Annotated in this window: 20 protein-coding genes and 8 tRNA genes; 8 read left to right on the top strand and 20 right to left on the bottom strand. The window is 46.6% G+C overall.

Features of this window, described 5'->3' with window-relative positions; all coding sequences use genetic code 11:
* The first annotated feature begins 97 nt into the window (after nt 1–97).
* From L5M51_RS00955 to L5M51_RS00945, 3 genes are all read left to right on the top strand, one after another.
* Complete coding sequence (locus tag L5M51_RS00955) at nt 98–928, top strand: ABC transporter permease subunit (RefSeq protein WP_113938767.1); 831 nt, start codon at nt 98–100, stop codon at nt 926–928.
* Entirely contained in the window at nt 925–1,839 is a 915-nt protein-coding gene (locus L5M51_RS00950) for an ABC transporter ATP-binding protein (RefSeq protein WP_263171159.1), read from the top strand. The genes L5M51_RS00955 and L5M51_RS00950 overlap by 4 nt, the downstream gene beginning before the upstream one ends.
* Nucleotides 1,840–2,179: 340 nt before the next feature.
* Nucleotides 2,180–2,461 (top strand): HU family DNA-binding protein, encoded by a 282-nt coding sequence (locus L5M51_RS00945; RefSeq protein WP_219252776.1) that lies wholly within the window; start codon nt 2,180–2,182, stop codon nt 2,459–2,461.
* Between the two features lie 142 nt (nt 2,462–2,603).
* On the opposite strand, the gene bioD is transcribed toward L5M51_RS00945, so the two are convergent.
* From bioD to bioB, 4 genes are all read right to left on the bottom strand, one after another.
* Entirely contained in the window at nt 2,604–3,344 is a 741-nt protein-coding gene (gene bioD, locus L5M51_RS00940; RefSeq protein WP_263171156.1) for a dethiobiotin synthase, read from the bottom strand.
* A gap of 166 nt (nt 3,345–3,510) precedes the next feature.
* Nucleotides 3,511–4,470, bottom strand: a complete 960-nt coding sequence (locus tag L5M51_RS00935) for a methyltransferase domain-containing protein (protein WP_263171153.1) — start codon at nt 4,468–4,470, stop codon at nt 3,511–3,513.
* 64 nt (nt 4,471–4,534) lie between these two features.
* Nucleotides 4,535–5,767: an aminotransferase class I/II-fold pyridoxal phosphate-dependent enzyme gene (locus L5M51_RS00930; RefSeq protein ID WP_263171150.1), complete on the bottom strand. Its 1,233-nt coding sequence runs from the start codon at nt 5,765–5,767 to the stop codon at nt 4,535–4,537.
* A 152-nt stretch (nt 5,768–5,919) separates the two neighbouring features.
* The gene (gene bioB, locus L5M51_RS00925) at nt 5,920–6,972 is read right to left on the bottom strand and encodes a biotin synthase BioB (RefSeq protein WP_263171148.1); all 1,053 of its coding nucleotides are present in this window, start codon (nt 6,970–6,972) and stop codon (nt 5,920–5,922) included.
* A 123-nt stretch (nt 6,973–7,095) separates the two neighbouring features.
* Between bioB and bioA the strand changes: the two genes are divergently transcribed.
* Both bioA and L5M51_RS00915 read left to right on the top strand, forming a co-directional pair.
* Nucleotides 7,096–8,451, top strand: coding sequence for an adenosylmethionine--8-amino-7-oxononanoate transaminase (gene bioA, locus L5M51_RS00920; protein ID WP_263171146.1), 1,356 nt, complete (start codon nt 7,096–7,098; stop codon nt 8,449–8,451).
* 381 nt (nt 8,452–8,832) lie between these two features.
* Nucleotides 8,833–10,434 (top strand): methyl-accepting chemotaxis protein, encoded by a 1,602-nt coding sequence (locus L5M51_RS00915; RefSeq protein ID WP_173496542.1) that lies wholly within the window; start codon nt 8,833–8,835, stop codon nt 10,432–10,434.
* A gap of 141 nt (nt 10,435–10,575) precedes the next feature.
* Here the strand turns inward: L5M51_RS00915 and L5M51_RS00910 are convergent, their stop codons facing one another.
* On the bottom strand, nt 10,576–14,016 hold the full coding sequence (locus tag L5M51_RS00910; RefSeq protein WP_263144577.1) for a PAS domain-containing hybrid sensor histidine kinase/response regulator: 3,441 nt from the start codon (nt 14,014–14,016) through the stop codon (nt 10,576–10,578).
* Between the two features lie 174 nt (nt 14,017–14,190).
* Between L5M51_RS00910 and acs the strand changes: the two genes are divergently transcribed.
* From acs to L5M51_RS00895, 3 genes are all read left to right on the top strand, one after another.
* The gene (gene acs, locus L5M51_RS00905) at nt 14,191–16,143 is read left to right on the top strand and encodes an acetate--CoA ligase (RefSeq protein WP_263144575.1); all 1,953 of its coding nucleotides are present in this window, start codon (nt 14,191–14,193) and stop codon (nt 16,141–16,143) included.
* A 222-nt stretch (nt 16,144–16,365) separates the two neighbouring features.
* Nucleotides 16,366–18,120: a DEAD/DEAH box helicase gene (locus L5M51_RS00900; protein WP_263144573.1), complete on the top strand. Its 1,755-nt coding sequence runs from the start codon at nt 16,366–16,368 to the stop codon at nt 18,118–18,120.
* A 60-nt stretch (nt 18,121–18,180) separates the two neighbouring features.
* A complete protein-coding gene (locus tag L5M51_RS00895) occupies nt 18,181–18,441 on the top strand; it encodes a GrxA family glutaredoxin (protein WP_028760344.1) in 261 nt (86 codons plus the stop codon).
* 380 nt (nt 18,442–18,821) lie between these two features.
* Here the strand turns inward: L5M51_RS00895 and L5M51_RS00885 are convergent.
* From L5M51_RS00885 to ybgC, 15 genes are all read right to left on the bottom strand, one after another.
* A tRNA-Lys gene (locus L5M51_RS00885) sits at nt 18,822–18,897 on the bottom strand.
* 199 nt (nt 18,898–19,096) lie between these two features.
* Nucleotides 19,097–19,172 (bottom strand) — tRNA-Lys (locus L5M51_RS00880).
* A gap of 37 nt (nt 19,173–19,209) precedes the next feature.
* Nucleotides 19,210–19,300, bottom strand: a tRNA-Lys gene (locus L5M51_RS00875).
* Nucleotides 19,301–19,337: 37 nt separating this feature from the next.
* Nucleotides 19,338–19,413, bottom strand: a tRNA-Lys gene (locus L5M51_RS00870).
* Nucleotides 19,414–19,450: 37 nt separating this feature from the next.
* Nucleotides 19,451–19,526, bottom strand: a tRNA-Lys gene (locus L5M51_RS00865).
* A 59-nt stretch (nt 19,527–19,585) separates the two neighbouring features.
* A tRNA-Lys gene (locus L5M51_RS00860) sits at nt 19,586–19,661 on the bottom strand.
* 37 nt (nt 19,662–19,698) lie between these two features.
* Nucleotides 19,699–19,788: transfer RNA gene (locus L5M51_RS00855), tRNA-Lys, on the bottom strand.
* 58 nt (nt 19,789–19,846) lie between these two features.
* Nucleotides 19,847–19,922 (bottom strand) — tRNA-Lys (locus tag L5M51_RS00850).
* Between the two features lie 142 nt (nt 19,923–20,064).
* Nucleotides 20,065–20,811 (bottom strand): tol-pal system protein YbgF, encoded by a 747-nt coding sequence (gene ybgF / locus L5M51_RS00845; RefSeq protein WP_028760345.1) that lies wholly within the window; start codon nt 20,809–20,811, stop codon nt 20,065–20,067.
* 24 nt (nt 20,812–20,835) lie between these two features.
* Complete coding sequence (gene pal / locus L5M51_RS00840; protein WP_028760346.1) at nt 20,836–21,369, bottom strand: peptidoglycan-associated lipoprotein Pal; 534 nt, start codon at nt 21,367–21,369, stop codon at nt 20,836–20,838.
* A gap of 46 nt (nt 21,370–21,415) precedes the next feature.
* Nucleotides 21,416–22,744, bottom strand: a complete 1,329-nt coding sequence (tolB, locus tag L5M51_RS00835) for a Tol-Pal system beta propeller repeat protein TolB (RefSeq protein WP_219234548.1) — start codon at nt 22,742–22,744, stop codon at nt 21,416–21,418.
* A 9-nt stretch (nt 22,745–22,753) separates the two neighbouring features.
* The gene (gene tolA, locus L5M51_RS00830) at nt 22,754–23,833 is read right to left on the bottom strand and encodes a cell envelope integrity protein TolA (RefSeq protein ID WP_263171144.1); all 1,080 of its coding nucleotides are present in this window, start codon (nt 23,831–23,833) and stop codon (nt 22,754–22,756) included.
* A complete protein-coding gene (tolR, locus tag L5M51_RS00825) occupies nt 23,834–24,268 on the bottom strand; it encodes a protein TolR (RefSeq protein ID WP_263171142.1) in 435 nt (144 codons plus the stop codon).
* Entirely contained in the window at nt 24,268–24,954 is a 687-nt protein-coding gene (gene tolQ, locus L5M51_RS00820; RefSeq protein WP_028760350.1) for a protein TolQ, read from the bottom strand. Before tolQ ends, tolR begins: the two co-directional genes overlap by 1 nt.
* Nucleotides 24,944–25,345 carry a tol-pal system-associated acyl-CoA thioesterase gene (ybgC, locus tag L5M51_RS00815; RefSeq protein WP_006081251.1) on the bottom strand — a complete coding sequence of 134 codons (402 nt, stop codon included), beginning with the start codon at nt 25,343–25,345 and terminating at the stop codon, nt 24,944–24,946. The genes tolQ and ybgC overlap by 11 nt, the downstream gene beginning before the upstream one ends.
* Nucleotides 25,346–25,491 lie beyond the last annotated feature (146 nt).

Genomic DNA, 25,491 nt, shown 5'->3' with positions numbered 1-25,491 from the left:
ACTGTCTACCCAAGGGTGAGAAACTGAACCGCACCAACATAGTCGCGCCAAGCACCATAGCCCCTGAACCTAGCGCAAAAAAGAATAGAGACAGCACATGACCAATAATCCACCCAGCAGTTTCAACAACATGTTTATTATCGCCATGTTTGAACTGCGCAAATTTTTATTTAATACCCGCGGGATCATCGCCTTGGTCGCCTTTGGTTTAGTTTGGGGTGTACTTCTGCTTTACCCCATTCAAAGTGCATCGGCCATGTTATTGCAGCCCAATGTAAAAGATATCATCGACAGCTTATTTGGTGCCAATACCCTCAATGTGCTCTTTGAGTGGCCCGTGGCCGAAATGGCGGTGTTTTGGTGCTTTGCGCTGTATTTGTTTCCACTGTTCAGTATTCTTATCGCCGCCGATCAGTTCTCATCGGATAAAACCCGCGGCACGCTGCGCTTTTTAACCATACGCACTAGCCGTGACAGCTTATTGTTCGGCCGTTTTCTCGGCCAAATTCTGATCCAAGGTTTACTGATCCTATTAACGATTATCGCCACTGTCGCCCTCGCGCTCAGCCGCGACAGCCAACTGTTTTTATCTGCGTTAACATCTGGCGCCTTGGTGGGTCTTAACCTCATCATAGTGATCTTGCCCTACACGGCTGTGATGACTTTATTGTCCCTGTATGCGCGCACGGCACGCCAAGCTATGGTGTTTGCCACCATTTTATGGACAGTGATTTCCATCACTATCGTGGTGTTAGCGAATCAATCTAGCCTACTCGCACAACTCCAGTGGGTATTACCCGGTGCTCAACTGTCGGACATGCTCAATACCAATGGACTCAATAGCTTAGTCTATGCCCCTATTCCACTGTTACAAACCGCTGTGGCCCTCTTGCTCGGCAGAATTTATATGCAAAGGAGCTCGCTATGAGTCTGATCCAATGCCAAGGGCTATCGAAGTTTTACGGCAGCAAAAAGGCGCTGAATGATGTGAGTTTCAGTCTTGAAGCGGGTGCCCCCATCGCCCTTGTCGGTCCCAATGGCGCGGGTAAAACCACGCTTTTTAGCCTGTTATGCGGCTATTTATCACCCAGTTCTGGGACCATAACCCTACTCGGTGAAGCCCCCAATAGCCCTAAGCTCTTAGGCAAGATTGCCGCTTTGCCCCAGGATGCAGTACTCGATCCCAACTTGACGATTGTCAGCCAGTTAATATTTTTCGCTCGCCTGCAGGGCATGAACGTGGAGCAAGCAAAGCAAGAGGCACTGCGCGTGTTGGCCTTGGTCGATCTAATTGATGTTGCAGAGCAAAAACCGCCTAGTCTTAGCCACGGTATGAGTAAACGTGTATCGATTGCGCAGGCGCTGATCGGCTCGCCAGAATTAGTATTATTAGATGAACCGACGGCGGGACTCGACCCTGCCAATGCAAAAAAAGTCCGTGAACTGGTCAAAGCCTTATCACCCACCACGACCTTTATGATCAGCTCGCATAATCTCGATGAGCTCGAAAAGCTGTGCGATCAAGTGTTGTATTTAGATAAAGGCCAACTGAGTCAAGCTGTGTCAATGCATGCGTCGACTGACAGCGATTACCTGACGTTAACCATGCAAAACTGTGACAGCGATGCACTGCAAGCGGAAGTGGCAAAACTGGCGGGAGTGGTGAACATTAGCTCAAAACAAAGCAATGTGTTTATTATCCAGCTAGACGACACAAATACAGAAAAAGCGCACAACAATGATATTGAGATGCGCCTATTCGCCCTCTTCAATCAGCATCAATGGCAATACAAGATGCTGCTGAAAGGTCGCACTCTGGAAGAAACACTCTTTTCATAGGCAAGCGTTAAAAGGGATTTCTCATCACCCAACGGTTGAATAGTGTTCAATCCATAGCCTAAGCGCAATACGCCTTGCGCTTAGGCCTTTTAACTAAGGTTTTAAACTAAGGCTTTCAATAAGCCTTTAAATTAAGTCAGTCACTTCGCCCAGTAAAATCAGCCCACCACTCAATCCGACAAACTTGTACTTACTTTAGCAACACACAATCACCAAAAGCTTCACAAGCCTGTCAATAAAACACCAATCAACCGCGCAGAGCTTGCTATGGCTTTCAATCTCGGGACTAGCTTGTTATAACTCCCCTTCGATTGAACCTAAGCTGACTTCAGAGGTTTCTATGAACAAAGCACAACTTATCCAACGTATTGCCACCGAGCTCAATGCATCGCAAGCGAGCACTAAACCTGTGGTTGAGCAGATACTGCAACAGATCCACGTCGCCTTGAGCGAAGGCGAGAAAATTTTCCTGCCACAATTTGGCACCTTTGAACTCAGATACCATGTCGCTAAAACAGGGCGTAATCCACAAACGGGCGAAGCCATAGAAATCGACGGTTACAATCAGCCCAGCTTTAAAGCCTCAACCGCATTGAAGCAGCAAATCAATAGCGGCGCTTAGCTTCAATGTGCAGGCACTATTTTGCGAACATTAGTCAGCAGCCTTGATAGAAATGAGCCTCAACATAATTTGAGGCTCATTTTTTATCAAAAGAAAAATAACCGTTCCGCTTAGGGGAAAGTCTTAAACAATTAAGTAGTCGCTAAGTATTGCTCTCCTCACCTTGATAAAGTGGCGCAATATCGACATAGTCAGCAGCGTTTTCAGCACTTGGATCCTCGAGAAATGGCACACAACCGAGGAAAGGTGCCGTCATCATCTCTTTAAGGCTCGTCAGATTCTCCTCAAACATACTCATATTCGGGTTGACACGATTAGCAACCCAGCCTGCAATCTTAAGCCCATCGGCCAATATCGCCTCTTGAGTCAGCAATGCATGATTTAAGCAGCCGAGTTTCATGCCAACCACGAGTATCACTGGCAGTTCTAATCTCTGTACGACTTCCGAAAGATACCTGCCATCACCTAAGGGTAAACGCCAGCCTCCCGCGCCCTCAATCAAGCAAAAATCCGCTTGAGCAAATGCCACTAAATCTAAACTTTCAATGATAGCTTCAGGTGCTAAACTCACGCCCACTTGGGCGGCGGCAATGTGCGGTGCAATCGCAGGTTCGAAGGAAAAAGGATTGATGAGTGGATAAGCCAATTTTAACGATGATGACGTCATCAACTGTAACGCATCGGCATTACGCAATCCTTCAGAGGTTTGCGCGCAGCCCGAGGCGATGGGCTTAACACCTAAAGTCAACATAGTGTTAGCCGCAAGAATACTCACAGCAGAGTCAGCATTGGCTATGAGCCCTAAACGATTCACAGCGGTTAATAATGCCGCCGAAACCAAAGTCTTACCGCTATCGGTATCTGTACCTGTTACAAAATACATATTAGATCCTTATCTGTTGCTATGAGTTGTGCTTTGTTAAGCCCACTCTCCATAAGCTAAATGTCCATATAGCTAACGATCTCTATACGTAATGTTAAAAATCCAACGTTTTCTAGATATTAGTGCTAATTGATAATGCCATGACTAAAGGCATAATATGTAAACTTTAAAATCTGCGCCGAGCCCGTATTTGAACTATCTGGTAAGTTAAAGGCAAACCTTGGGGTAAACGTAGCGATTCGGCTTTGGCCTGCATGGCCTGCCAATCTTGACGACCACGCAGCCGTGGAGTGAATTCTGAAGCACTCATTGTTGAACCTGAAACCCGAGTTGTTGAACTGGCGACATGTACAGAAGCCCCCACACCTTTAATTGAATAGAGTAGTGCCTTAAGAGTGTCAAAATACACTGTCATAGGGACGAGTTGCACTTCAAGTAATTCCCATGTATCGAGTTTAAATGCAGCCTTGAGTGCTTGCATCGTCAAAAAGTCATTCACTCTTAACCCTAATTCAGCTAATTGATTCAAACTCCCCTGCGCTACTAGGCTCAAATGACACTCGCCGTTAGGCTTAAGTACCCGCGCTATTTCGGCTACCGCAGCGGGAAAATCAGCACACCATTGCAGGGCTAGATTAGAGTAAATAACATCCATGCAGCCATTGGTAAAAGGTAAACACTGCGCATCGGCACATACGCCGTGATAATCGGGATAAGACTGTTTTAGCTTTTGTAGCATGCCAAGGGCAATATCCACGGCAAATACTGTTGTGGATGAATTTTGCGTTGAGAGATCCGCTGGTTGAGACACACTGTGGTACGCAGAAAAATCCGTGCCTGGGCCTGCCCCTATGTCTAACAGATAACCTGCTGCCGAAAACTCACTGAGTAAACTGGCAGCGCTCAGGCGTTGTAATTGATTATGATCTTGGTAACTATGGGCCGCTGCGGAAAAACGTTCAGCAATTTGAGTCCCGTGCACATTGGACACAGTCCCCGCGAGAACGCCCCCATAAGAAACGCCCGCATTAAGCTCACTCAACTTAAGATCGCAAGAAATAAACTTGTTTGACTCATGAGCAAACTCACTACAGCTTGGATCACTAGACTTTATCAGGCTTGGCATTTTAACTAACACTCAACCATAAAAACTTAACATTCAATAAAATAACGCGATCTATAGGGTACATTTATCTGTACTCATAGGCAGATTCTCGTTCACTGAAAAGCGGAATACCAACACGACTGAGCACTTGGGCTAATTGCTCAACACAAGCAGCAATATCTTCAGGGCTATGGGTCGCCGTTAAGGTAATGCGTAACCGCGCCGACCCTACAGGCACCGTCGGCGGGCGAATCGCCCCAACCCAAATGCCCGCGGCTCTTAACGCTTCGGCGACTTGCAGGGTTTGCTGCGCATCGCCAATGATCAACGGCTGAATTGCGGTATCCGAACCTAAAAGGGGCACGGCAGCATCGAGGCATAACTGTTTGAATAGCGAAATATTCTCAAGCAGCTTTTGCTGTAACTCAGGATGTGCAGTGCAGTACCGAGTCGCGGCTAACGCTAATGCGGCATTGGCGGGCGATAAGGCGGTCGAATAAATATATTCGCGGGCATTACTGACCAAAAAGTCGATCAGCGCCTGACTCCCCAAAACCGCTGCGCCTTGGCAACCTAATGCCTTACCAAAGGTCACCACTTGCACATCGATAAGCTTGGCGGCTTTATCTCTTGCATCACTATCTTGATAGCCATCGAGCACCGCAAAACCATGAGCATCATCAACAATCAACCAAGTATTCTGTTGACGACAAAGCGCCGATAACTGCGTGATCGGCGCACAATCCCCGTCCATGCTAAACACGCTTTCTGTGATTAACGCCGATGCGTGATTTCGAGTCAGAAGCCGCTCAGCGCTCTCAAGCGAATTATGTAAAAAACGTTTTAACTGCGCACCGCTGTCCTGCAAACCATCGATAATTGAGGCATGCACAAGTTTATCGGCAATCACAGTATCTTGCTGATCAAACAAGGTTTTCATTAACGCCGTATTAGCACTAAAGCCCGAGCAGAATAGTAATCCCGCTTCATGCCCCGTTAAGGCGCAGAGTTCACGTTCAAGTGTGACATGCGCATCACTGTACCCTGTCACTAAGGGCGATGCGCCGCTACCCACACCGTAGGTCTGCGCACCAAGGTGCAGCGCTTCAACCAACTCAGGAACGCGGGATAAGCCTAAATAATCATTACTGCTAAAATTAACATAGGATCGACCTTCGAACACAAAGCGCGGGCTCGAAGTGGGTGCGTTAACATCAAAGCTGTGATCAACACTCAGCATTTTACGTTGCCGTAATAAACCTTGCTCACGTAAGGCTTGCTGACGGGCGGCAATTTTCATCTCGAGCAGAGAACTCATCGATTTAGCCTCAAGAATGATTGTCTTAAAAATGCTTGCTTGAAAAATGGAGTGCGGCCAATAAAGCTATCGGCCGCAATCAAAATAGGCTGCAGCCAACAAGGTTTACAGGCTATTCGACCTGTTTGTCGGACAACATGCGCTCAGCAGTATTACAAAGCAGCCGCGTCATAGAATTGTGCCGATGACTTATCTTGATAGGCCGCCGCTTTTGCTAAAACAGCACTTTCTTCTTCCAGTTTTGCCGCGGCGCCCTGCTCGGGACGTAAGCCTAAACGTCGAAATAGCCCCATATCATCGCTTTCTTCTGGGTTTGGTGTGGTCAGCAATTTACAACCATAGAAAATCGAGTTAGCGCCAGCAAAGAAACACATGGCCTGCAACTCATCACTCATATTTTCGCGGCCAGCCGATAACCGCACGCGGGAAAGCGGCATTAAGATACGCGCTACGGCGATAGTACGCACAAATTCGAGTGGGTCGAGGTCGTCAAGCTTCTCAAACGGCGTGCCCGCCACTTTAACTAACATATTGATCGGCACTGAATCAGGATGATGCGGTAAATTAGCCAGCTGTTGTAGTAAGCCTGCACGATCCGTCGCCTTTTCACCCATGCCGACAATCCCGCCCGAGCACACTTTCATGCCAGAAGCACGCACATGTGTCAGTGTATCTAAACGATTTTGATAGGTACGTGTCGTGATCACATCGCCGTAATATTCAGGCGAAGTATCTAAATTATGGTTGTAATAATCTAAGCCAGCACTGGCTAAATCATTCGCTTGATCTTCAGAAAGCATGCCAAGCGTCATGCAGGTTTCCATACCTAAGGCTTTAACTTCTTGCACCATTTGTTTAAGGTACGGCATGTCTTTTTCTTTTGGATTACGCCAAGCAGCGCCCATGCAGAAACGAGAGGCACCCGCGGCTTTAGCACTGCGTGCCTCGGTCAGCACAGTTTCCATTGCCAGCAAACGCTCTTTCTCTAGACCTGTGTCATAGCGAGCACTCTGCGGGCAATATTTACAATCCTCAGGGCAAGCACCGGTTTTAATCGATAATAAACGGCTAATTTGCACTTCATTAGGATCGTATACCTCACGGTGAATACTGTGTGCTTTAAATAATAAGTCATTCATCGGCAGCGCAAATAAGGCTTCGATTTCTTCCCGCTTCCAATCATGACGAACTTGCAACTGCGACATTGAACACCCTTTTTATTCTGTTTTTTATCTTGGCTAGGATAACCTCAGCCCTTAAACTGTCAACGCCAACCAGTGAACCCAGTTTACTAATGGCTACTTTATCACCAAAAAAAGTGAGCATTTATGCGCAATTTACTCGATTTTGACTTTGATAGCGCCCATATTTGGCATCCTTACACCTCAATGACCCGATCTCTTCCTATTTTTGGTGTACATAGTGCAAAGGGCTGCGAGCTTGAACTCGTCGATGGCCGCAAGCTGGTCGATGGCACTAGCTCGTGGTGGGCCTGTGTGCACGGCTATGCACATCCCGAGATATTAACCGCGATGGAAAAACAGTTGCATCAACTGAGCCATGTGATGTTTGGCGGTATCACCCATGAACCCGCCATTGAACTGTGTAAAAAACTTATCGCTATGACCTGCGAACCGCTAACAAAGGTCTTTTTGTGCGACTCTGGATCTATCTCAGTCGAAGTGGCAATTAAAATGGCGCTGCAATATTGGCAAGGTCAGAGTTGGCAAGGGCGAAGTGTACATGGAGAAGAGCGACCGCTAAAACAACGCATTCTTACCGTTAAGAAGGGTTACCACGGCGATACCTTTGCCGCGATGAGCGTATGCGATCCAGAAGGCGGCATGCACACTATGTTTGGCGATGCAGTAACCAAGCAATCATTTGTGCCCGCGCCACAAACCGCCTTTGGCGAAGCCTTACAAGCCGATGATTTAACCGCAATGCGCGACATATTAAGCATTAATCACCATGATATTGCCGCAGTGATTATAGAGCCGATAATGCAAGGCGCTGGCGGTATGCGTTTCTACAGCGCAGATTATTTAACAGGTCTTCGTGCCCTATGTGATGAATTTGATGTCCTACTGATCTTAGATGAAATCGCCACTGGCTTTGGTCGAACAGGCAAGCTTTTTGCCCATGAACACGCCAATATTACCCCTGATATCTTATGTTTAGGCAAAGCGCTGACGGGCGGTTATATCAGCCTAGCGGCAACGCTATGTACCGATAAAGTTGCCCAAGGAATCAGCCAATCTCCCGCTGGCGTGTTTATGCATGGTCCGACATTTATGGGCAACCCGCTGGCCTGCGCGGCGGCGTGTGCGAGCTTAGACTTAATCAATCGCAATGAATGGCAAGCGCAAGTGGCCGCTATCGAGCAGCAAATGCGCTTAGAACTTAACGATGCGATTGATTTGCCGAGCGTAAAAGATGTGCGAGTGCTCGGCGCAGTGGGCGTGTTAGAGATGCTCGAACCCGTCAATACCGCTGAGTTACAGCAGCAATTTGTCGATTTAGGCGTCTGGGTGCGCCCCTTCGCCAACCTTATCTATATCATGCCGCCCTATATCATTAGCTCAGCACAATTAAGCCAACTCACCAGCGCGATGAAGCAAGTCGCAGCAGGCATTAAAGTATCATCAAGCAGTGCCGAGCCGCAGCTTATCAGCCACGGTTGATACTTTAACGCTTGGCCATCTTTTAGCTTAACGCTCTTTCAACTCAATAAGCCTTTAATGTCGAATAAACGAACCCCTGCGCACTGTGCGCTAGGGGTTCGAACTGCCAGGCTTATATCAGTACTCAGCAGCCCCTTCCCTTGTTCGAATCTCGCATCCTCTTGATAGATAAACGCGCTAAGGTTGCAATTGCAATATTGCTCACAATTTCCATTAATACTCTGTAATTTAGTGCATTTATTTAATTCGCCAACTGGAAATTTTATCAAAGCCAACGATGCTTATATCACTCACTTTACACAACATATCTTTCGCCAAAAGCTGACAACAACTTGAGCAGAGGGAATGGCTTAAATCGCTACACAAAGAAAAGGAGATCATATGTTCAAACTCGCTGACATCCCCGTTAATCGAAAACTCGCACTACAGCTCATTATCGCCCTCGCAGGTGCCTTAATTTTACTCACTATTTCCGTAACGGCCCTAAAGCACAACCTGATGGCAGAGCGTGAAGCACGACTTAATGCCGTATTGTCCCTCGCCAGCAGCCGTATCCAAGCGTTGTCGCAATCACTGCCCCTAGAGCAAGCACAGCAAGCCGCTAAAGACATGTTGAACGACATGCGTTTTGATGGTGATAACTACTTGTTTGTGATTGATGAATCGAGGCACGTTATCGTTCATCCCATCAAAAAAGAACTGGTTGGCCAACAAATGGGTAATCGAGGCGAAGAGAATTATTGGTTCGAAATGGTCGAACTCGGCCGTGATGGCAAACAAGGATTAGTCGAATACCGCTGGACGACAGCGAATGGCAAATCAGCGCAAAAAATCTCACTTGTCATGGGATTTAAACCTTGGGGCTGGATCTTAGGCTCAGGTATGTTACTCCAAGATATCGAAGCCACCATTTGGAATGAATACCTCACCATGGGAGGCATTACATTTGTCATTATTGTGCTTATGGCTTGGCTAGGTTATGCCATTAGCCGCTCTATTACTCAGCCATTGGATGATGTGAATCTGGCTATGCTCGCCATCACAAAAGGTGATTTAACGACTCAGCTAAAAATCTATGGTAAAGATGAACTTGGCATCTTAGCCCACAATATAAACCAAAGCATAGACTCCATTCGTAGCACTTTACTTCAAGCGAGTCATAGCGCTGACAATGTTGCACAGGCCTCGGCTCGGATCGCCTCAACTGCAGAGGAAACTAATCAAGCGGTAAATAATCAGCGGGATCAACTCGCCCAACTTGCCACCGCCATGAATGAAATGAGCGCCACTATCGCCGATGTCGCGAATAATGCGGAGAGCACAGCCAAAGATACCAAAGAAGCCACTTGGGAAGCTGGCCTTGGCGACCAAGATGTTCACGCCAGCGTAGATGGTATTCATGCTCTTGCCAAAGAAGTGGAGCAAGCGACGGATCAAGTGAATATGCTTAAAGAGGAAGTCATGCAGATCAGCGAGGTCACCTCTGTGATCAGCGCGATTTCAGACCAAACCAACTTGCTGGCACTGAATGCCGCCATTGAAGCCGCCCGCGCTGGCGAACAAGGGCGAGGGTTCGCTGTAGTCGCCGATGAAGTGAGGCAACTCGCCAGTCGCACTAGGCAATCGACCGAAGAAATTCAAAACACGATTTCATTATTGCAACAACGGGCCGTGAGCGCCGCTAAGGCAATGGATGCAAGCCGTGCACTGGCAGAAAACAGTGTGAGTCAATCAGCAAAAGCGGGTAAGGATTTATCGCTTATCGTTGCTCATATAAAACATGTGAGTGACATGGCAACCCATATCGCCACCGCCGCAGAAGAACAAAGTGTGGTCGCAGAAGACATGAACAGAAACGTGTGCGGGATTAATAACTCAGCGCTCGAAGTCTCTGAATCGGCAACTTATTTGGCTCAAGAAAGTGAAAGTTTGGCCGAATTATCACTGAATTTAAACAATAAACTGGCCGTATTCAAACTCTAGTCATGTATTTAGTTACACCCACAAACCTGTGCCAAACCGTTTAGCCAAGATAAGCCGCATAAAAAACTGCGCGATTATCTTGGCATTTCGTTAAACGTGCCGACGTCACTAAACTCATGTTACCGAACACGTATACCAAGCTTATTTTACCAAGCTAGAAATCAAGGCACGTAGCGCGGCAGGTTTTATCATTTTCGCCATATAGTGATAGCCGCGGCGTTGCACATCTTCCACCAGTTCTTTGCGAGTATTGGCGGTAATCAAAATGCCGGGTAAGTCTTTGCCATATAGGGCACGAATACCATCCATCGCATCGACGCCATTTTGGCCATCATCTAAATGGTAATCCGCGAGCACAATATCAGGCGCGACGCCTTTCAGTCCTAGTTTAATGCGTGCATCAGATAAATCTTTTGCACAGATAACCTCACACTGCCAGCGGCTTAATAAGCTTTCTAATCCAGCTAAAATGGCCTCTTCGTTGTCGATACACAACACTTTGATACCCGATAACGGCTGCAGCAGCGACGGCAACGCTTTCACTTGTGGTTGACGCACAGTTTCTCCAAGCGGAACACAAATGGAGAAGACCGAGCCGCGCCCTAAATGGGACGAAACCTGAATACCGTGTTCTAACACTTTACTGATGCGATCAGCAATCGCCAGACCTAAGCCCAAGCCGCTAACATTGTTGCTCTTAGGATTATTCAACCGCTTAAATTCTTTGAAAATTTCTTGGGTTTCTTTTTCATCAATACCACAACCCGTGTCTAACACTTGGATTTCAAGGTAATGACCTCGATGACGGCAACCAAATAACACTCTGCCACCGCGAGCATAACGGTAGGCATTGGTTAAAAAATTTTGCAGGACACGCCGTAACAGCGAAGGATCAGAATTAACGGTTGCGCTGCATGGGACCATCTTAAAACGAATTTGGTTGTCCGCTGCCATCGCTTCAAATTCCACCGATAACCCATTGATCAGTTCTGAAATCGCAAAGTCACGGCGATTAACATCCACCATACCTGAGTCGAGTTTAGAAATATCCAATAGGTCGGTGAGCAATTCGCCGGCAATTTTTAGCGAGCTATTCACATGGGATAAGGTGGTTCTGGCCTCACGATCTAGATTGGGATACTGAGATAACGACGCAGTGAACAGTCGCGCAGCATTAAGTGGCTGCATTAAATCATGGCCGACGGCGGCCAAGAAGCGACTCTTAGAAGCGTTGGCAATTTCTTCCTGCGCTTTAGCCTCCAGTAACTCACTGTTCAACATGGCTAATTCATAGGTACGTTCGTTAACGCGACTTTCTAAGGTTTCATTGGCCTCGAGCAGCGCGCGCTCCTGTTCGCGATACTGAGTAATGTCGGTAAAGGTCATCACAAAGCCGCCATCTGGCATAGGATTTCCCTGAATTTTTATCACTTTACCGTCCCTGCGATGGCGCTCAGAAGTGTGCGGCGTGCCATTACGCATATGCTGCACCCGCTGCTCAACCTGCTGTTCTATTTCCCCTTCACCACAATAACCCCGCGCCGCATTAAAGCGGATCACTTCACTGATGGGCATGCCCTGCTGCAAAAATCCCTCGGGATATTGATACAGCTCCACATATTTGTAATTCCATGCCACAAGATTGAGATCGTTATCGATAACACTCATGCCTTCATAGGCGTGTTCAATCGCGCCGCGCAACATGTCTTGGCTGAGCATGATTTTCGATGAAGCTTCATCGACCAGACTAAAGACTTCATCCAGCGCTAAATCGCGCCCTTGCAGCACAGAATCCATCACTAGCGCTGCGCTTGAAGCGCCAAGCACCCCCGCCAATAAACGTTCAGTGTGGGAAATCAACTCCGGCGGCGCCGCTTTATGCCAACTATCACTTTTTACCGCATCAATCGAGAAACGGCTAAAACTCTCATAGGCGCGCGTTGGGCTAACGAAGCGACTCGCCAGTATCAGTAAATCTTGCTGTGAAATCGGACCATTTTTCTTATTGGCGCTGTTTTTCAATTTGCCAGGACTCACAAAAGCACTGGCCTGAATACGCTCAGCCACACCTGCTCTAAACCAAATAGAACCCAATATATAACAGGCGATATTGGCAAAAAGAGCCGTCAGCGCATCACGCACATTGGGCGTTATCGCATCTAGTAGGCCTTTCTCGCTCGCAACGCCAGACAAGAACACCGATGAGCTTTGCACATCTGTCATGCCCTGCAACATGATGTAGAACCACAACGTAAAGCCCACGCCGAGCCCTAAAAATACCCCAGCACGATTGCCGTGTTTCCAATAGAGTCCACCGACTAAAGCTGGCGCAAGTTGGGCAAAAGCCCCAAAAGACAACATACCTAAATGGGACAAGGAATCACTGTCTGATAATGCCAAATAGCTGCCATAGCCTAAGCCCAGAATAATCACGATGGCTAAGCGACGGGCATTAAGTAACAGGTGCGAGAACTGACTGAAGTTTTTCTCGCGGATATGACCCGTGCGCAGCATCACTGGCACCAGCCATTCATTACTTACCATCACACTGATAGTCACTACAGCAACAATGACCATACCCGTTGCCGCAGATAAGGTGCCCAGCAAAGCAATAACAGCCAACAAGGGTTGATCTAACGCCAGCGGTAAATTAATCACATAGGTATCGGCCGACACTGAATCGCCGAGGATGATCTTCCCCGCCAAGGCAAGCGGTCCAACGAATAAACCGAAAAGCGCTAAATAGATGGGAAACAGCCAACGCCCCTTTGACAACACGGACTCATCGGCGCATTCCACCACCATTACATGGAACTGCCTTGGCATACATAAAAAGGCCGCCATTCCGACGAGTAACTCAGGCATTAAAGCTTCAATACGTGGATTGGGATAATTAATTAGTGACTGCGCATTGGCCTGCTGCCAAATATCCCCAAAACCATCGAACACTCCGAAACTGATGACGATGCCGACCAACAAAAATGCGGCAAGTTTCACCAGAGACTCAAAGGCAATCGCGAGCATCATGCCGGGATTATGCTCAGTCGCATCGAGTTTACGAGTACCAAATAAAATGGCAAATATGGCTAACAGCGAAGTGATCAGTAACGGAATTGTCACGCCATCGAGGGGATCGTCAGCGGGTTGAAACAAATTAAGACTGAACACCATCGCCTTAAGCTGCAGGGCGATATAGGGCATGATGCCAAACAAGGCAATTAAGGTGACTAAGGCGGCTAAGGTTTGAGATTTGCCATAACGGGCGGCAATAAAGTCGGCCACGGAAGTGATATTTTGCGCCTTAGACACTAATACCATCTTGCGTAACATGCCAAAACCTAAAGTAAAAATCAGAATAGGGCCGATAAAAATCGGTAAGAAAGACCAAAAATCCTTAGCCGATTGCCCAACTGTGCCTAAAAAACTCCACGAGGAGCAATAAACCGCTAAGCTCAGACCATAGATAACGACCTGAAGCTTTTTAGTGATCTGAGTAAACCAACGCTCCGCCCCCCAAGCCAATAGGAATAAAAGCGAGACATAACAGACGGCAATAACAGCAACGACTAAGGTTAAATTCATACTTTGCTCTTTTTTCTGATTATTGTGCGATAAAACCTGCCTAAAATCTAGCCGGATTTTTAATGCAACAGACTAAATATAAAGGAAAATTTAACACTAGACCAAGGTCTAATGGAGTTGCCGCCCCCTTGCATACCATACTCAGTCCACGCAATTTTTCAAAAGGGAAGCCCTATGAGCTCGCAGTCTCTCTACAAAGTCTCCGGCAATATCGCTGCCAATGCACTTGTAAACAACGATAAATATAAAACAATGTACCAAGAGTCGATTGTCAATCCTGAAGGTTTCTGGAGAGAACACGGCAAGCGTATTGATTGGATTAAACCCTATACCAAAATTAAAAAAACCTCTTTTGATGACCATAACTTATCGATCAATTGGTTTTACGATGGCACCCTGAATGCTTCAGCCAACTGTTTAGACCGTCACTTAGCCGAGCACAGTGATCGCGTGGCGATTATTTGGGAAGGCGATAACGCCAGCGAACAACGCAAAATCACCTACGGTGAATTACATGCAGATGTGTGTAAGTTTGCCAACGCACTGCGCAGCCAAGGCGTGCGCCGCGGGGATATAGTCACAATTTACATGCCTATGGTGCCAGAAGCCGCAGTCGCTATGCTTGCCTGTGCCCGTATCGGCGCTGTGCACTCTGTGGTCTTCGGTGGTTTCTCACCGGATTCAATCGCCTCTCGCGTCATTGACGGAAAATCCAAAGTCATTATTACCTCAGATGAAGGTATGCGCGGTGGCCGTGCAATTCCATTAAAGCGCAACATCGATGATGCCTTAAAGCACCCTGATGTCACTACCGTTGAGAAAGTCATCGTACTTAAACGCACGGGCGGCAAAGTGGATTGGGTAGAAAGCCGTGATGTGTGGTGGCACTCACTGATGGAAACCGCATCTGAGTACTGTCAACCAGAGGAAATGGACGCCGAAGCGCCATTATTCCTGCTGTATACCTCAGGTTCAACCGGTAATCCCAAGGGCGTATTGCACACCACTGGCGGCTACATGGTTTATGCATCTATGACCCATGAATATGTGTTCGACTACAAAGCGGGTGAAGTGTACTGGTGTACCGCGGATGTGGGTTGGATCACTGGCCACTCTTACATGGTTTACGGCCCGCTCGCCAATGGTGCGACTGTGCTTATCCATGAAGGTGTACCAAATCATCCAAGCCCTGCCCGTTTAGGCGAAATGATTGACCGCCATAAAGTGAACATTCTATATACAGCGCCAACCTTAATTCGCGCGCTGATGGCCGAAGGTAAACAACACTTCGATAAGTTCGATGGTAGTAGCTTGAGGATCATGGGCTCGGTAGGTGAACCTATCAACCCAGAAGCGTGGCGTTGGTACCATGAGGTCATAGGTCATGAGCATTGCCCTATCGTCGATACTTGGTGGCAAACTGAAACGGGCGGTATTTTGATCACCCCACTGCCAGGCGCGACCGATACTAAACCCGGCTCAGCTACCCGCCCGTTCTTTGGCGTTCAACCCGCCTTAGTGGATAACATGGGGAATATTTTAGAAGGTGAGAACGAAGGTAACTTAGTGTTACTCGATTCTTGGCCGGGCCAAATGCGTACTGTGTATGGCGACCATGAACGATTTGTACTGACCTACTTTAAAACCTTCCGTGGCATGTATTTTACCGGTGACGGCGCACGCCGCGATGAAGATGGCTACTACTGGATCACTGGCCGCGTCGATGACGTGATCAACGTGTCCGGCCACAGATTAGGTACAGCAGAGGTTGAAAGTGCGCTGGTATCACATGAACTGGTTGCAGAAGCTGCAGTAGTTGGCTACCCACATGATATTAAAGGCCAAGGTATTTATGCGTACGTCACGCTAACCCGTGGTACTGAAGAAACCGAAGAGCTACGTCAAGAGCTGCGTCAATGGGTTCGTAAAGAAATTGGTGCGCTAGCCACCCCAGATCTCATCCAATGGGCGACGGGCTTACCTAAGACACGTTCGGGCAAGATTATGCGCCGCTTCCTGCGTAAGATTGCCGCTAACGAAGTGACCAACTTAGGGGATGCATCAACCTTGGCCGATCCAGCTGTGATCGAGACCTTGATTGAATCACGCTTAAATCGTACTGAGTAATATCCGAGTTAAGAATAACGTCCACAACGCTTAGTCTATGCCCAATAGGCTAAGCGTAACCTGAACCTCCCTTTTTAAACCTCAGGTTAAAAGTGAACCCTGTTGAGAGAGTGTGTGTGATTGCTCCTTTCTCTAGCTTGCCCCTCCAACCAGGGGCATTTTTTTTGCCTGTTATGTTAAGCTTGCAGCCTCACTTTTATTCAGCATAGATTTTTTATCAGCGTGTCAGTCAAACTCAGAGACTATCAACAGCAAGCGGTTAATGCCGCCATCGCCCATTTTAGGCAAAGCCAAGCTTCCGCCGTACTCGTATTACCCACAGGCGCCGGCAAAAGCATAGTGATCGCCGAACTGGCACGCATCGCCAAAGGCAGAGTATTAGTGCTCACCCATGTGAAAGAATTAGTTGCACAAAATGCCGAGAAAGTCGGCCTCCTCACCGCACAAGCCAGTATCTATGCGGCGGGGCTTAATCAAAAAGCCACAGAGGGGAAAACCGTCGTTGCCAGTATTCAATCGGCGGCGCGGGGGTTAACCCAGTTCGATCAGCCGTTCTCGTTAGTCATTATTGATGAATGCCACAGAGTCAGCCTAGAAAAAACCAGCCAATATCAGCAAGTACTCAACCATTTACGTACGAAAAATCCCCAATTAAGATTGCTCGGTCTCACCGCCACGCCCTATCGCCTTGGCACTGGCTGGATTTATCAGCAACACTATCACGGCAAAGTAGGGTCTCCCGAACATGCCGTGTTCGAACATTGTGTGTTCGAGCTGCCCATAAGGCCGCTCATTAAGCAAGGTTACCTCACAGCGCCAACCCTGTTTGATGGCCTAAGTGCCCAGTACGACTTCAGCCAACTTAAAGCAAACGAGAATGGCGAATATGCCGAAGCCGAGGTTAACGATTTACTGGGACATTACGGCCGCGCGACCACTGCGATTGTGAAACAACTCATTGAACTGAGCCAACATAGAAAAGGTATTATCATTTTTGCGGCAACGGTACGTCACGCCAATGAGATTTTTAACATACTCAACCAAGCTCACGCTGCGCAGAGCGCCATTATCACGGCACAAACGCACGACAATGAACGTGACGCGACGATTGAACGCTTTAAAGCCCAAGAGCTTAAGTTTTTAGTCAACGTGGCTGTGTTGACGACAGGCTTCGACGCGCCCCATGTGGATTTGATTGCTATTTTGCGCCCTACCGCTTCAGTCAGTCTGTTTCAACAAATGATCGGCCGTGGATTGCGAATCGCTGAAGGCAAAAAAGATTGTCTTATCATCGACTATGCTGCCAATGGTTATGACTTGTATTTTCCCGAGGTCGGCCAAGCTAAACCCAACAGTAAATCGGTACCTGTGCAAGTGCATTGCCCAGTATGCGATTTTGCCAATATATTCTGGGGACTCACAGACGACGATGGCGACATTATCGAACACTTTGGTCGCCGCTGTCAGGGCATAGTCGAACAGCAAGGTAAAAAGCTGCAGTGTAACTTTCGATTTAGATCTAAATCTTGCCCTGATTGCGGCAAAGAGAATGATATCGCGGCGCGCATTTGCCAGCACTGCCAATCGACCCTCATCGATCCCGATAAACGCCTACGCCAAGTGCTCAGCCAGCAGCACCATCATTTATTCCGCTGCCAGCATATGAGCCTCATCGACGATGACGGCAATCTGAAAGTGCAGTACCTTGATATCGACGGTAATGAATTCAATCGCCGCTTTAAATTACAAACGCCGGCCCAGTGGCGAGCCCTATATGCCTTATTCATCTTTCCCCATAGCCGTACACCGGGATTAAAACCGAAAAAGTACACTAAGGTGACAGAGTTAATCAGCGATGCGGATAAATTCCGCATGCCCGATCTCTTGCTGCTGAAGAAACATAAAAAAGGCTGGGATCTGCTCGAAAGCTATTTTGATTATCAAGGTCGCTATCAAACTGAAAATAAACGCGGCTGACATTATCAATTCACTTAGGCCTATGGTATAAAACGACTAAAGTAATCCTAAGGAGCTATTATGTTCGTTGTTATTTTTGGCCGTCCAGGCTGTCCTTATTGCGTTCGTGCTGTGCAATTATCTGAGCAACTCGTTGAAAAACGTGATGACTTTAAGTTCAGATATGTCGATATCCATGCAGAAGGCATCTCTAAAGCAGATTTAGAAAAAACTGTCGGTAAGCCAGTTGAAACAGTACCGCAGATTTTTGTCGATGAGAAGCACATCGGTGGGTGCACAGATTTCGAGCAATATGTTCGTGAAAACAATCTGTTAGATTAAGCGCTATAGATATGTGATCCGCTTAATGCAAAAGGAGACCTAAGGTCTCCTTTTTAGTCTTTATCACAACCCAGTGGGATTAGAGCTTTCCATAAGATAGTGCTCGGTACATAAAACTGCCTAGAAAGCCCCCCTGAATCCAGCGCACCGTTGTCATCATCACTGCACATAATGTCAGCTTTAATATAATCACCAAACTCAAGATACGTTTCTTTTTAAAGATGCCGCATTAGTCGAACTTGCTAATGCCAATAATTATGTTAGAAAATATTTTGCAGTGGAATAAGTAAAACGAAGGTATTTAATTCGGTACTCAGTATTGGAGTTTAACGAGGGACATTCAGGGGGAAATTTGAGAGAGATACAGCTGAAAAAATAAGTGGTGGGTCGTGAAGGATTCGAACCTTCGACCAATTGGTTAAAAGCCAACTGCTCTACCGACTGAGCTAACGACCCATCTGATGTCTATTAAAACTGTTACTCTGATTTATACACTTTCAGTAAAGTGGTGTGTCATGAAGGATTTGAACCATTAGACTGATTGGTTAAAAGCCAACTGCCCTCACCTTATAAAAAATCGACTGAGCTAACGACCCATCTAAGTATTGCGATAAAACGATTCACTTATTGTAACATTTATAATGCAGATAATAAGTGGTGGGTCGTGAAGGATTCGAACCTTCGACCAATTGGTTAAAAGCCAACTGCTCTACCGACTGAGCTAACGACCCATCTGATGTTGCGCTGATTTATGCACTTTCAGTAAAGTGGTGTGTCATTAAGGATTAGAACCATTCGACTGATTGGTTAAAAGCCAACTGCCCTCGCTTTATAAAAAAAGCGACTGAGCTAACGACCCATCTGGTGTTGCACTTATTTATACACTTTCAGTAAAGTGGTGGGTCGTGAAGGATTCGAACCTTCGACCAATTGGTTAAAAGCCAACTGCTCTACCGACTGAGCTAACGACCCATCTGGTGTTGMRCTKATTTATACACTTTCAGTAAAGTGGTGGGTCGTGAAGGATTCGAACCTTCGACCAATTGGTTAAAAGCCAACTGCTCTACCGACTGAGCTAACGACCCATCGAGGTATAACGATAAAAATGTTCACTTATTTTGGCATCAACAATGCAAATAATAAGTGGTGGGTCGTGAAGGATTCGAACCTTCGACCAATTGGTTAAAAGCCAACTGCTCTACCGACTGAGCTAACGACCCATCTGGTGTTACGCTGATTTATGCACTTTCAGTAAAGTGGTGCGTCATTAAGGATTAGAACCATTCGACTGATTGGTTAAAAGCCAACTGCCCTAGCTTTATAAAAAAGCGACTGAGCTAACGACCCATTGTACTACTGACTATCTCATTAAATACCACTAACTTATTCTATTCATTAGAGTAAGTGGTGGGTCGTGAAGGATTCGAACCTTCGACCAATTGGTTAAAAGCCAACTGCTCTACCGACTGAGCTAACGACCCATTTACTGGTATTTCACGCCCCGAACGACCTCGCCGCTCTGAGGGCGCCTATAATACCTTTTTCATCTTCTCATGCAAGCGCAAATTCCCAATTTTTTGTCGTTTGCATGAAAAACAGACTAAGAGTATGTTTTTTAGTTAATTACGCTTTAATTGCAGCCAGTTGCTGCTGTGCAATGCGTGCTGCGGCGCTGTTTGCGTAATCTTTGACAACTTGTTGGTAGTATTGCATCGCACCAGCTTTATCACCGGTTTTCTCGGCGATCATGCCAAGCTTCACTAAACTATCTCCACGTTTATTAGAATCACTAAAACGATCAACCACAGTTTTGAAGGCTTGTTTGGCTTCTGCAAATTCGCTCTTATTAAATAATAGCTGTCCTAACCAATAGTTCGCATTCGCGGCATACACAGAGTCTGGGTATTGTTTGATAAAAGCACGGAAGGCAGGAATGGCATCGTCATACTTACGCTCTTTTAAGACTAAGTTAACGGCATTTTCATAACTTGCAGTTTCACTTAAACTACTTGCGGCAGCATTGGTCGATACCACAGAGGGGATTGATGTCGCTGCAGCTGCAGGTGCGGCAGATGCCTTTGAGGATAAATTAGCAAGCTCATCATATAACTGACGCTGACGCTCTTGCATCTGCTCAATCTGATAATTCTGTTGTTCGGTTAAACCGCGTAAATCGAGAACTTCCTGCTGCAGTGTATCAAGACGACGTTGCATCTCGAGCTCACTTTGTTGTCTCGATTTTACAATACGTTCGATACGAGCAAGTCTGTCATCACCCGAACCACCAGCAATATCCTCCACAGGAGCAGGCGCTGCAACTGCAGCGCCCGCACCAAGGAACATTGCCGTAATTAAGACGGCACGTTTCATTGTGTTACTCTCCGAGATTCAATCTTAGTAAACTAAAACTGCACGACGGTTTTTGCCAAAACCTTCATCAGTGCGAGAAAAATCAAGTGGTTTTTCTTCGCCATAGCTGACTACGCTCATTTGGCTTGGCTGTACGCCCATACCTTGTAGGTATTTAGCAACGGCTTTAGCACGACGTTCGCCCAGAGCAATGTTGTACTCAGGAGTGCCACGCTCGTCCGCATGACCTTCAATCAGTACGCGCACACTTGGGTGCTCAACTAAGTAAGTACCATGAGCTTCTAATACAGCGGCGAATTCAGTTTGAACTTCACTGCGGTCGAAATCGAAGTAAATGATGTGTTCTTTTCTCAACTCTTCTAACTGCTGACGTTGCTGCTCTTCAGATGACAACATAGCACCCACACCACCAGTTTGAATGCCACCATTCAGTTCGCTACCTGAACCGTTTGTTGAGCCCATTGCATCAGTTTCTGATTCTGAAGTTGAGCTACATGCACTAATAGCCATAATTGGAAGTGCTACCAACATAGCTTTTAACAACTTATTCAGATCCATTACGTGTTCCTTATAAAATTAAATGTGATTAAATCAAGGTATAACATTAGAGAAACGGAGACCAAGAAGGTGATTTCACCTCGCCTTGACCCACGGGTAATCTCGCTTTAAAGCGTCCATCCGTAGAAACAGCTGCTAATACTTGCTTACCTTGGTGTGTAGTGCCATATATGACCATAGTACCATTAGGCGCCACACTTGGGGATTCATCCAAGCGTGTAGAAGTTAGCACCTGCATAAAACGCGTATTTAAATCCATACGCGCAATATTAAACTTACCGTTAGTACGGTTAACAAAAATCATACTACGTCCATCTGGCGTAATTGAACCACCAAGGTTCCATTCACCTTCAAATGTTTCACGACTCACTTTACCTGAACTTAACTCTACGCGATAAATTTGCGGTCTACCACCACGTTCAGAGGTGAAAATCAACGACTTCCCATCAGGATACCATGATGGTTCAGTATCGATAGCATAGTGATTGGTAATACGCTTAATCGCTTTTGTCGCAATATCGATAACATAGATCTCAGGCTGACCATCCTTAGACAGCGTCACAGCCAAAGATTTGCCATCAGGAGAGAAAGCCGGCGCACCGTTAATACCAGGGAAAGAGCTCACTTTAGTGCGCACTTGGGTATAAAGGTCTTGTACGAAAATCTCTGCTTTTTTATTTTCAAAGCTAACATACGCCAAACGACGCCCATCAGGCGACCAAGTGGGTGACATTAATGGCTCAGGTGAGCGCAGTAACATTTGCTCGTTAAAACCATCATAGTCAGCAACCATCAACTGATAAGGTGCTTTTTGAGTATGATTAACCACGACGTAGGAGATCCGCGTTAAGAATGCACCGCGAATACCGGTTAACTTTTCATAGACGATATCGCTAATTCTATGACCATATTGACGAAATTGCGCTGCTGAAATCACAGTTTGGCGACTGTCCATCAAAAATTCTGTAGCGCTGACTGAGCCTTTCAATGCTTGGTTTTGTGCTTTAACTAAATCGATTAAATCAAAGCTCACCAAATACTGATCGGTTCCGTAAGGTTTCACAGTACCTAACACCACAGCTTCTGCGCCAACGCTAGACCATGAACTAGGTTGAAACTGAGCCAAAGCACCAATATTGCGCTGAGGTAGTCCGAGCTCGTCTAAAGGTTTAAAGGTACCGCTACGAGCTAAGTCAGACATCACCACATCAGCAATCGCTTGTGGCGGTGCGCCAGGACCTTGCCATACAAAAGGCATCACAGCGATGGGACGCGCTGCGTCAACACCTTCTGTGATCACAATATCCAATGCCGCTTTCGCGGGGGTGGTGCACAGCATAACTGCCAGTGCTAACCATTTTGCCAATATTTTCATGGTGCTCCTTTAATTAAACGTTGGTTCAACGATTAAGTTAATTTCTTTCATCAAGTTATAAACCGCAGGATCCGGAGACACAGGCAGTTTGCCCGCTTTCAAAATCGCCGCTTTTGCTGCACGACAAACGTTGGGATCACCACCTTTTGTTTGGCTGCTGATCACAAACCCATCATTCGCTAAACGCACAGAGACAGTACAAGTCTTTCCACGCATAGATTCATCCACTACCAAATTACGTTGAATAGTTGATTTTATCATTGCCTGATACTTACCGACTTCACTCTGCATCTGCTTATTCATGGTTTGCGACAGCGCCGCTTGCTCAGCCGCTAATGCATCAGCCATTTCCTGCTCTTGATCGGCAAGGGCTTTAGCATCTGCTTTAGCTTTAGCATCTGCTTTAGCTTTAGCATCTGCTTTAGCTTTAGCATCTGCTTTAGCTTTAGCATCCGCTTTAGCTTTGGCATCCGCTTTAGCTTTGGCATCCGCTTTAGCTTTGGCATCTGCTTTAGCTTTAGCATCTGCCTCCGCTTTAGCTTCCGCATCTGCTTTTTGCTTACGGTCAGTTTCAGCTTTCACTGCAGCAGCTTCTTCAACCTTGCGTTTTTCAGCGGCTTTTTGTGCGGCGTCTTCAGCAACCTTACGCTCCTGCTCTTTCAGCTTACGGTCGGCTTCGGCTTTGACCGCCTTTTCCTTTTCCTGCTGCTGTTTCACCAGGGCTAATTTGGTCGCTTCATTGGCTTTTTGAATCTCAATTTCCTGCTGCTTACGTTCTTGCTCTAGCTGTTTAATCTGAGCTTGTTCGCGCTCGCGTGCCTGTTTCGCTTCTTGAGCTTTGCGTTCAAGCTCGGCTTGACGTTCTTGCTCACGGCGTTCGGCATCACGCTTTTCTTGCTTAAGTTTCTCAACTTGATTAGCCACTTTTTGCTGATCAACCATAACCGCTTTGATTGCTGGTGCGCTAACTTGTTGCATAGGCTCAGGTTTGTGAGAAAAATCTATTCCTAACGCCAGAATAATTATCACGCCAATATGAATACCCGCTGAAATTGACAGAGGTAATGTTACATCTGACTTATCTGCCACCTATTTCTCCTTGGGTGAATCCGTCATCAAACCGACTGATGGCACGCCAGCTTGCTGCAGTGTCACCATCAACTGAATCACTTTATCGTAAGGAATATTTCTATCGGCCTTAACCACTACCGGACGCTCTGGCTCTGTCACCATAAGCGCAGCGACCTCAGTCGCAAGCTCTTCCAATTCCATAGGGACGTTGGTCGAACCGCCTTTATTGAGATAATAATCGCCATCACCATCAATCGAGGCAACCACTGGCGGTTTACTGTCCGAGGGTAACACTTCTGCCGCCCCTTGAGGCAGCTCAACTTTGACCCCTTGGGTCACTATGGGTGCTGTTACCATAAAAATAATTAACAGCACGAGCATGACGTCGATATAAGGCACCACGTTGATTTCAGCAACGGGGCGACGACGTTTGCGCTGATAAGCTGGTTGCATTATGCCCCTTCCTTCTCACTGTATGCTTGGCGATGCAAAATGCTGGAGAACTCTTCCATAAAGTTTGCGTAAGCCATTTCTAATTTATCGACTTGAGTCGAGAAACGGTTGTACGCAATTACCGCTGGAATTGCAGCAAATAAACCCATAGCCGTTGCAATCAAAGCTTCAGCAATACCGGGGGCAACCATAGCTAAGGTGGCGTTTTCCATCGAACCAATAGCGATAAAAGAATTCATGATCCCCCATACCGTACCAAATAAACCGATATAAGGGCTAGTCGAACCAATCGTTGCTAATAACGGTAAGTTAGCTTCTAACTTTTCCATTTCGCGAGACAAGGTCACACGCATAGCTCGCGATGTACCATCCATGACGGCATCGGGCACTTTGCTATTTAATTTATTCAGGCGTGAATATTCCTTAAAGCCAGTCACAAATAATGACTCTAAACCGCTATTATCTGGACGAGATGATAATTCTTTATACAAACGGTTTAAATCAACACCTGACCAAAATTTATCTTCAAACTTCGCCGATTTACTTTTTGCGGATGTCAGTAAGCTACGGCGTTGTAAAATCACCGTCCAAGACATCACCGACAAGCAAAGTAAAGTGAACATAACAAATTTCACTAATAAACTGGCTTGTAAAAATAACCCAACAATCGACATATCAGCTTGCACTGTCAAACTCCTGCACAATATTTAAGGGAATAGCTCGGGGACGCATACGTGATAGCGCAACACAAACAACCAGCACTGTGCCTTCACAATAACAGTCTCCCTGTTTATCGACCAAACGTTGATGAAAGATCAACGAGGCCTTTTTCAACTCTATGACCTTAGTTTCAACAATAAGGTTCTGTTCAAAACGTGCTGCTTTGCGAAAATCGAGTTCCGCACGCTTTACGACAAAAGCGGTGTCGTCGGCTAATAACGCAGTCTGACTCACGCCAAGGGCTTTTAGCCACTCGGTTCGCGCGCGCTCAAAAAAGTTGAGGTAGTTCGAATGATAGACAACGCCACCAGCGTCGGTGTCTTCGTAATAGACTGAAATTGGCCAATGAAACATCATTTGAAAATAAGCAAATTTTGGTTGAAAAATTGACGCTTACTATACCTAGGGAAACAAGACTTGTGAATGACCCGATGAAGATATAGATAGGAATAGCGCGGGTTTCAGATGAATAGGGGCAATTGTAAAAGAGAATGGGGTCAAAC

Origin of the sequence: Shewanella sp. SM73 (genome assembly GCF_025653795.1) — a bacterium.
Lineage (GTDB): Bacteria > Pseudomonadota > Gammaproteobacteria > Enterobacterales > Shewanellaceae > Shewanella > Shewanella oncorhynchi.
The sequence above is the reverse complement of the archived record's forward strand: the minus strand, read 5'-3'. Positions and strand labels throughout refer to the sequence as shown.

Coding starts and splice junctions, on each gene's coding strand:
- bioB (WP_263171148.1), bottom strand. CDS start 6,972: ATGTCGCAGTTGCAAGTTCGTCATGATTGGAAGCGGGAAGAAATCGAA.
- bioA (WP_263171146.1), top strand. CDS start 7,096: ATGCGCAATTTACTCGATTTTGACTTTGATAGCGCCCATATTTGGCAT.
- bioD (WP_263171156.1), bottom strand. CDS start 3,344: ATGTATTTTGTAACAGGTACAGATACCGATAGCGGTAAGACTTTGGTT.
- L5M51_RS00950 (WP_263171159.1), top strand. CDS start 925: ATGAGTCTGATCCAATGCCAAGGGCTATCGAAGTTTTACGGCAGCAAA.
- L5M51_RS00935 (WP_263171153.1), bottom strand. CDS start 4,470: ATGCCAAGCCTGATAAAGTCTAGTGATCCAAGCTGTAGTGAGTTTGCT.
- acs (WP_263144575.1), top strand. CDS start 14,191: ATGAGCTCGCAGTCTCTCTACAAAGTCTCCGGCAATATCGCTGCCAAT.
- L5M51_RS00945 (WP_219252776.1), top strand. CDS start 2,180: ATGAACAAAGCACAACTTATCCAACGTATTGCCACCGAGCTCAATGCA.
- ybgF (WP_028760345.1), bottom strand. CDS start 20,811: ATGAAACGTGCCGTCTTAATTACGGCAATGTTCCTTGGTGCGGGCGCT.
- L5M51_RS00930 (WP_263171150.1), bottom strand. CDS start 5,767: ATGAGTTCTCTGCTCGAGATGAAAATTGCCGCCCGTCAGCAAGCCTTA.
- tolR (WP_263171142.1), bottom strand. CDS start 24,268: ATGCAACCAGCTTATCAGCGCAAACGTCGTCGCCCCGTTGCTGAAATC.
- ybgC (WP_006081251.1), bottom strand. CDS start 25,345: ATGATGTTTCATTGGCCAATTTCAGTCTATTACGAAGACACCGACGCT.
- L5M51_RS00955 (WP_113938767.1), top strand. CDS start 98: ATGACCAATAATCCACCCAGCAGTTTCAACAACATGTTTATTATCGCC.
- L5M51_RS00910 (WP_263144577.1), bottom strand. CDS start 14,016: ATGAATTTAACCTTAGTCGTTGCTGTTATTGCCGTCTGTTATGTCTCG.
- L5M51_RS00915 (WP_173496542.1), top strand. CDS start 8,833: ATGTTCAAACTCGCTGACATCCCCGTTAATCGAAAACTCGCACTACAG.
- tolB (WP_219234548.1), bottom strand. CDS start 22,744: ATGAAAATATTGGCAAAATGGTTAGCACTGGCAGTTATGCTGTGCACC.
- L5M51_RS00895 (WP_028760344.1), top strand. CDS start 18,181: ATGTTCGTTGTTATTTTTGGCCGTCCAGGCTGTCCTTATTGCGTTCGT.
- pal (WP_028760346.1), bottom strand. CDS start 21,369: ATGGATCTGAATAAGTTGTTAAAAGCTATGTTGGTAGCACTTCCAATT.